This window comes from Streptomyces sp. SID486 (assembly GCF_009865385.1).
GTDB lineage: Bacteria > Actinomycetota > Actinomycetes > Streptomycetales > Streptomycetaceae > Streptomyces.
In genome coordinates this window covers 40566-46912 of record NZ_WWJT01000212.1, presented here as the reverse complement: position 1 = coordinate 46912, position 6347 = coordinate 40566, and the positions used below count along the sequence as shown (strand labels likewise).

5 protein-coding genes are annotated in these 6347 nt (G+C 71.9%); all 5 read right to left on the bottom strand.

Translation table 11 applies throughout. The annotated features are described in order from the left end of the window. Positions 1 to 1779 (bottom strand): endo-beta-N-acetylglucosaminidase (locus GT045_RS10745; protein WP_161334010.1); only part of this gene is annotated, 1779 nt, incomplete at its 3' end. Continuing rightward, positions 1776 to 3032 (bottom strand): glycosyl hydrolase, encoded by a 1257-nt coding sequence (locus tag GT045_RS10740; RefSeq protein ID WP_202527715.1) that lies wholly within the window; start codon positions 3030 to 3032, stop codon positions 1776 to 1778. The genes GT045_RS10745 and GT045_RS10740, both read right to left, overlap by 4 nt. Positions 3033 to 3070: 38 nt before the next feature. After that, positions 3071 to 3976, bottom strand: coding sequence for a carbohydrate ABC transporter permease (locus tag GT045_RS10735; RefSeq protein ID WP_161334009.1), 906 nt, complete (start codon positions 3974 to 3976; stop codon positions 3071 to 3073). After that, positions 3973 to 4860, bottom strand: coding sequence for a sugar ABC transporter permease (locus GT045_RS10730; RefSeq protein WP_161334008.1), 888 nt, complete (start codon positions 4858 to 4860; stop codon positions 3973 to 3975). The genes GT045_RS10735 and GT045_RS10730 overlap by 4 nt, the downstream gene beginning before the upstream one ends. A 6-nt stretch (positions 4861 to 4866) precedes the next feature. After that, a complete protein-coding gene (locus GT045_RS10725; protein ID WP_161334007.1) occupies positions 4867 to 6153 on the bottom strand; it encodes a sugar ABC transporter substrate-binding protein in 1287 nt (428 codons plus the stop codon). Positions 6154 to 6347: the final 194 nt, after the last annotated feature.

Here is a 6347-nt window from a genome sequence, read left to right as displayed (position 1 = left end):
CGGCGGCGGGGTGCCGGCGGGGCGGACGGCGAGGCCGCCGAGCCGCCAGCGCACGGGGCCGTCGGTGGCGGTGAGCCGCAGGCCGAGGGCGTGGACGGTCCCGGACAGCCCGGTGAGCGGGACGGTCACGGTCCGCCAGCCGTCGACCGGGTCCACGCGGGTTCCCGCGGGGCCGCGGAGACGGGTGTACGGCGGGGCCGCCCCCGCGGTGCCCGGTTCGGCCGTCGCCACGGCCAGTTCGACGTTCACACCCCCCGACTCGCTCCGGCAGGTCAGGTCGACAACCGTGTCCACATCGATCGGCAGCCGGGTCGCGTACAGGTCCAGCACCGCCGGCCGGCTCAGTTCACCCGCCACGAGCACGCTGCTGCCGCCCCGCCAGGCGTCGGAGAAGTCGAACGAGACCGCCGGGCGCTCCCCCGCCGTGCGGACGACCCAGCGCCGGGAGGGCAGCCGGTCCTGGAGTCCGAGGTGGTTCCAGGGCACGTCCGAGGTGACGGCCCCCTCCTCGTACCACCGCAAGCCGTGTCCCGTGTTGAACGTACTCGCGAACGGCACCGAGGTCACCGTCGAACGGTCCGCCACGGACACCGCCGGCGCCCGCCAGGGGTCGCTCGCGTCGGGCCGCGACGGGTCCAGGGACCGCCCGGTCCAGAACCGGTCGTCCGCCGCGTGGAAGTCCTCGGGCGCACGCCGGTCGGCGGGCAGGTGGTTGCGGGTCCACTCCGGCCGGTAGAAGCCGATCGAGGTGACGTGCGGCTTCCCGGCCGGCACGATCGCGTCCCAGTCCACGGACGAACCGGAGCCGTTCGACTCGACGTCGACGCCGGCCCACAGCTCGTACCGGCTGCGGCCCAGCGCTTGCGCCCTCGTGCCGGACGAGGCGAGCGTGCCCGCGCTCCACCGGAAGTCCACGAACATGTCGTCGGCGGCCTGGAAGAACGGCTGGTTCTGACTGTCCAGGGCCCCCTGCCAGCTGACCGTGCCGTTCACGGTCATCGCGTCGTACCAGGTCACCCGCTGTCCCCTGGCCGCCGCGAGCGCCCTCAGCTCCTTCACGAAGGCCAGCACGGCCGTGCCGAGCGCGGTGTTCCCGCCGCTCGTCTCGGCGTTCACGAACCAGCCGTCGAAGCCGTACGCCGCGGCCACCGCGACGAGTTGCGCGGCGAGCGGGTGGTGGCCCGTGGCGTCCTTCTGCACCAGGTCCCGGGTCCACTGGAGCCGGCCGCCGTAGGCGACGGGGGGCAGGAAGACGTTCCCGAGGACGGGGACGCCGTGCCGGTGGGCCGCGTCGACGACCGGGGCGTTCGGCGCGAGGATCAGGCCCTCGCCGGCCGAGCCGCCCCAGAACACCAGCTCGTCGAGGTAGGCCCAGTGGGTGAGGGCGTAGTAGTCGGCGGTGGCCGAGCCCTGGGAGGGGTTGCCCGACGTCGGCCCGAAGGAGACGAGCGCCTGTACGCGGGCCTGTCCACCGCGGGCGGTGGTGTTCGCCGGGGTCGGGGTGAAGCGGGGGGCGAGCGGCACGGAGGCGGCGTTGCAGGCGAGGTCGGGGTCGTCGGCCGCGCGCCAGGTCTTCAGGCCGCGCCAGGTGATGCCGGGGCCGGGGCTCCCGGCGGGCAGCGAGTCCGGGTACCAGTACGAGGCGTACGGCGGGGTCGCGGCGGCGGCACGCGGGGCGGGCGGTGCGGGCGCGCGGCCGACGGCGGCCCTGGCGGCGGCGGCCGTGGCCGTGGTGGCGGCGGTGGCGGCGATCAGCACGGTGCGTCTGGTGGGGTTCACGAGCGGGTGCCTCCGTGGTGGGTGGGGAGTACCTGGTCGGAAGTGACGACGTCGGTGATGCCGCGCGCGGCGAGGTGGGTCGTGTCGTGGGCGCGTGTGTCGAGCACGGTGGTGGGGCGGGCGCCGTCGGCGACGAGCCGGAAGAAGGCGTCGTAGACGTCACCGCCGGGCGCGCAGCGGGAGCGGTGGGCCGCGTCGGCGGGCACGACGAGGGCCGTGCCGCGCACCGGCGGGGTGCGGCGGGGGGCGCGCGCCGCCTCGGCCAGCGCCCGCGCGATGTCCTTCGGCTGCCGCTCGTCGGTCAGCAGGCCGAGCGAGTACTCGAGTTCGGGGAAGTCGGCGAGGCCGCGGGAGACGTCGTGGGAGCACCACCAGGTGACGCCCCACAGGTCGGGGCAGTCCAGGACGTTGGTGATCGTGGCCTGGGCGAAGGCGGCGGCGTGCTCGGCGGGTACCAGCGGCGCGGGGGCGCCGACCTCCTGGAGCCACACCGGCCGGTGCGGCTCGTCGGCCCACGCCTTGCTCAGCTCGACCAGGTAGGCGGCGTGGTGCTCGGCCGGTACGGAGGTGCGGCCGTGGCGCTGGGCGGTGCCGTTGAAGACCCAGGAGTGCACGGCGGTGACGGCGCCGAGCCGGGCGGAGTGGCCGGGGGTGAAGGGCTGGTCGTCCTGATACCAGGCGGCGTCGTAGGAGGCGTGCAGATGGACGCGGCCCGGGGCGCCCTCGGCGCAGGCGGCCAGCATCCGTTCGAGCCACCGTCCGGCCTGTTCGGCGGTGATCCGGTCGGGGTCCGGGTGCGGTCCGGCGGCGAACTGGTTGACCTCGTTGCCGACGGTCATGCCGAGGAAGTTGGGGCGGTCGGCGAGGGCGGCGGCGAGGGTGCGCAGGTAGGCGGCCTGGCCGTCGGTGACGTCCGGATCGGTGAAGAGGTTGCGGCGGTGCCAGGTGCGGGTCCAGGCGGGCAGGAAGTCGAAGCTGCTCAGGTGACCCTGGAGGCCGTCCACGTTGACGTCCAGGCCGCGTTCGGCGGCGGCGTCGGCCAGGGCCACGAGCTGGTCGACCGCGCGCGGCCGGATCAGGGTGCGGTTGGGCTGGAAGCAGGGCCACAGCGGGAAGACGCGGACGTGGTCCAGGCCGAGCGCGGCGATCGTGTCCAGGTCGGCGCGCACGGAGTCGAGGTCGAAGTCGAGCCAGTGGTGGAACCATCCGTCGCTGGGGGTGTAGTTGACGCCGAAGCGCACGGCAGGGGGCATGGGTGTCCTAGCTGTCCTCGGGAGGCGGCTGACGTCGTTCAGCCCTTGACGGCGCCCTCGCCGACCCCGCGGAAGAAGTACCGCTGGAGGCAGGCGAAGAGGGCGATGAGCGGCGCGACGGCGATCACGGTGCCGGCGGCGACGAGGCGTTCGTCGTTGGCGAAGGTGCCGTGCAGGTAGTTCAGGCCGATGGTCAGGGTGAACCTGGAGGGGTCGCTGAGCACGATCAGCGGCCACAGGAAGTCGTCCCAGGCGCCCATGAAGGCGAAGATCGCCACGACGGCGAGGGTGCCCTTGACCGAGGGCAGCGCGACGCGCAGGAACCGCTGCCAGGCGTCGGCGCCGTCGACGTAGGCCGCCTCCTCGATCTCGTAGGGCAGGTTGCGGAAGGCGTTGCGCATCAGCAGGACGTTCATCGCGCCGACGGCGCCGGGCAGGACGACGCCGATCAGCGTGTTGTTCAGGCCCAGTTCGCGCATGGTGGTGAACTGGGCGATGACGATGCCCTCGACGGGTACGAGCATCGCCAGCACGAAGACGAGCGTGGTCGCACGCCGGCCGCGGTAGCGCAGCCGGGCCAGGGCGTATCCGGCCAGGGCCGAACCGGCGCAGTTGGTGACGACGTTGGCGGTGGCGACCTTCAGCGAGTTCAGGGCGTAGTCCCAGACCGGGATGGTGTCGGCGACGCGGGCGTAGTTGTGCAGGGTGGGGTGGGCGGGCAGGAACCTGGGCGGTGAGCCGTAGATGTCCTCGGTGGGGCCTTTGAGGGAGGTGGACAGCTGCCACAGGAACGGGCCGACGGTCAGGGCGAGGACGCCGAGCAGCAGCAGGTAGCGCCAGACCAGTTCGCCGGCCCGGACGCGGCGGCCGTGCTCGTCCGTGACGCGCGGTGTCACGACGGCCGTGTCCGGCCGCTCGGGCCGTACCTTCTCCAGGACGCTCACGCCTCCTCCTTCCGGTCGGCGCGCAGGACGAGGAGCATCAGGGCGACGGTGACGGTGAAGACGACGACGGAGAGGGCGGAGGCGTAGCCGACCCTGCCGGTCAGGCCGGTGCCGGTGCGCTGCACGAGCATGACGAGGGTGGTGTCCTCGCCGGCCGGCCCGCCGCTGGGGCCCGCCATCAGGTACACCTCGGAGAACACCTTGAAGGCGGCGACCGAGGAGAGCGCGGCGACCAGGACCATCGTGGACCGTACGGCGGGCACGGTGACGCACAGGAAGCGGCGTACGGGTCCGGCGCCGTCCACGGCAGCCGCCTCGTGCAGCTCGCGGGGGACGTCGGCGAGGGCGGCCAGGTAGATGATCATGTAGTAGCCGAGGCCCTTCCACACCGTGACCGTCATGGCGCTCAGCAGGAGCAGCCACTGGTCGCTGAGGAAACCGATCCGGCCGATCCCGACGGTCTCCAGCAGGGAGTTGACCAGCCCGCGTTCGTCCAGCAGCCACACCCAGATCAGGCCGACCACGACGATCGAGGCGACGACGGGGGTGTAGAACGCGGACCGGAAGAAGGTGATCCCGGGGATGTTCCTGCGCACCAGCAGGGCGAGCAGCAGCGGCAGCACGACCAGGGCCGGGACGACGCCCAGGACGTACAGGGCGCTGTTGCGCAGGCCGGTCCAGAACATGTCGTCGTGGAGCAGCTCCCGGAAGTTGGCGAGGCCCACGAAGCGGCCGGGTACGAGGGTGCGGCGGTCGGTGAAGGAGTTCACCAGGGTGGAGACGAAGGGGTAGAGCACGAAACCGCCGGTGACCAGCAGTCCGGGTGCGGCGAACAGCCAGGGGGTGAAGGTGAGTTGGCGCCTGATGCGCAAGGGGGCGGCCACGGCGGGTCAGCCCTGCCCGAGCAGCCGGTCGGCGGCCTCGACAGCGTTGTCGAGGGCTTCCCGCGGACTCTCCTTGCCCTGGAGCGCCTTGGCGACCTCGTTGCGCAGGGCGGTCTTCATCTGCTCACTGAACAGCACGGGGGTGTAGTTGACGGCGCTCTTCAGCGACTTGGCCGCGGCTATCCGCACCCGGGTCTCGTCGGTGCCGTCCTCCTTCGTGAAGTACGGGTCGTCGAGGGAGCCGGCGGTGCTCGGGAAGATGGCGACCTTCCGGGCGAAGGACATCTGGTTGCGCGCGTCGGTGACGAAGTGGGCGAAGGCGACGGCGGCCGGGGTGTGCCTGGTGCGGGAGTTGACCATGACGCCCATCACGTACATGTTGACGTGCCCGGTGCTGGTGATCTGGTCGGTGATGCCGATGTTCCGGTACAGGCTCGGCGCGTTCTTCTTGAAGTTGCCGAGGTCCAGGGCGCTGCCGGGGTTCATGGCGACGGCGCCGGTGAGGAACTTCTTGCCGGCGGACTCCCCGGTGGCGGTCAGCGCCTGCGGGTCGAGCGCCTTGGCGTCGTACAACTCCTTGTACCTGGTGAGGAGTTCGACACCTTTGGCGTCGTTGAAGGCGAATCCGGTGCCCTGTTCGTTCATGAGCGGTACGCCGTAACGGCCGAAGTCCTCGATGGTGGGCACGTTGGCGAGGGTGGCGACCTTGCCGCCGGTCTTCCCGGCCATCCGCCGGGCGTCGGCGAAGAGTTCGTCGTAGGTCTTCGGCGGCCGGTCGGGGTCCAGGCCGGCCTGCTCGAACAGGGCCTTGTTGTAGAAGAGCGGCCCGGTGTTCAGGTACCAGGGGAAGGCGTACGTGCCGGTCCTGCCCGGCACCTGGTGTCCGGCCCAGGCGCCGGGCAGGTACTCGGACCGGTAGGCGGGGGCGGCCTTGTCGAGGTCGAGGGCGAGGCCGGCCTGGGCGAGCGGGGCGACCAGGTCCGGGGAGACGTTGACGACGTCGGGGAGGGTACCGCCGGCGGCGTCGGCGCTGAGCTTGTCGGCGTAGCCCTCGGCGGGCTGGTCGACCCATTTCACGTGCGTGCCGGGGTACTTCGCCTCGAAGTCGTCGATCAGGCCCTCGAAGTACGACTTGAAGTTTGCGCGCAGGTTCCAGGTCTGGAAGGTGATGTCGCCCTCGACCTTTCCTGAGGCGTCGGCGGTGCCGCCGTCGCCGCCGCCCGAGCCGCAGGCGCTCAGCGGCAGGACGAGGGCGACGGCGGCGGCGGCGAGGGCTCTGCGGGACATGGGCACGGACACGGCTCCCTTGCTGTGTCGGGCTTCCGGTGGCGCCAGCGACCTTGCCCGGAGCCTTCCGGGTAAGTCAATGAGTTCGCCCGAGCTAAAGCGGGATGCATTTCATTAGTCCAGGTGAGAGGCGTCGGACCCCCCGGTTGCCCGCAAGTACTAATGCGCTTTAGGGTCTTGACACTCAAGCGCATTAGCGA

What these genes read in the sequence shown, in the direction of transcription:
- GT045_RS10740 (WP_202527715.1), bottom strand. Translation starts at nt 3,032, where the DNA reads ATGCCCCCTGCCGTGCGCTTCGGCGTCAACTACACCCCCAGCGACGGA.